The sequence below is a fragment of the Rhodovulum viride genome, from assembly GCF_003265965.1.
Taxonomy (GTDB): domain Bacteria; phylum Pseudomonadota; class Alphaproteobacteria; order Rhodobacterales; family Rhodobacteraceae; genus Rhodovulum; species Rhodovulum kholense.
Window position 1 is genome coordinate 1 of record NZ_MUAV01000172.1, and the last position, 530, is coordinate 530.

2 protein-coding genes are annotated in these 530 nt (G+C 67.5%); both read right to left on the reverse strand.

Annotated features, from left to right (window positions below; all coding sequences use genetic code 11):
• Nucleotides 1-134: 134 nt before the first annotated feature.
• Complete coding sequence (locus BYZ73_RS23215; protein ID WP_181498174.1) at nt 135-287, reverse strand: hypothetical protein; 153 nt, start codon at nt 285-287, stop codon at nt 135-137.
• On the reverse strand, nt 284-530 hold a 247-nt coding region (locus tag BYZ73_RS23220), incomplete at its 5' end, for a phage virion morphogenesis protein (RefSeq protein ID WP_220086894.1). The genes BYZ73_RS23220 and BYZ73_RS23215, both read right to left, overlap by 4 nt.

Genomic DNA, 530 nt, shown 5'->3' on the forward strand with positions numbered 1-530 from the left:
CGATCACCACATAGGGGAAACCGCTTTCCGGCATGCCCTCGGGCAGCGCGGGCGGGGTGTCGTGGACCGGGCAGGACAGCGCGCCGTCGAGCGCCGCGAAGATGGCGGTCTGCGCCGCCGTCTCGAAGCTCATCTCAGCCCGCCAGATATTTCAGGCAGGCGGCGATGATCAGGACGCATTGTGCATAATTCAGAGCCAGGCGGATGCCGAGGCCGATCCGCCGCCCGAGGCGCCGTTCGGGGCTTTCCACCCGGCGCAGCACCGCGTCTCTTTGATTGAGGATCATCCGACCTTCTCCTGCAGTTTCGCCGCCAGCGTCTGTTCCGCCCTGGCGGTGGCCTCTTCGAAGCTCGGCACCAGCCAGGGCCGCGCTTCCATGCTTTCGGTGCCGAATTCGAGGTGATAGCCGTGGATCTCGTCCGACCCGACGCGGGACTGGCGGGGTTCGTGGATCGCCGTCACTGACTCTGCCAGCCGCCCGCTTTGCTGGTGCGGATAGGACCCGGCCGGTGCCGATCCGGCGGCGGTC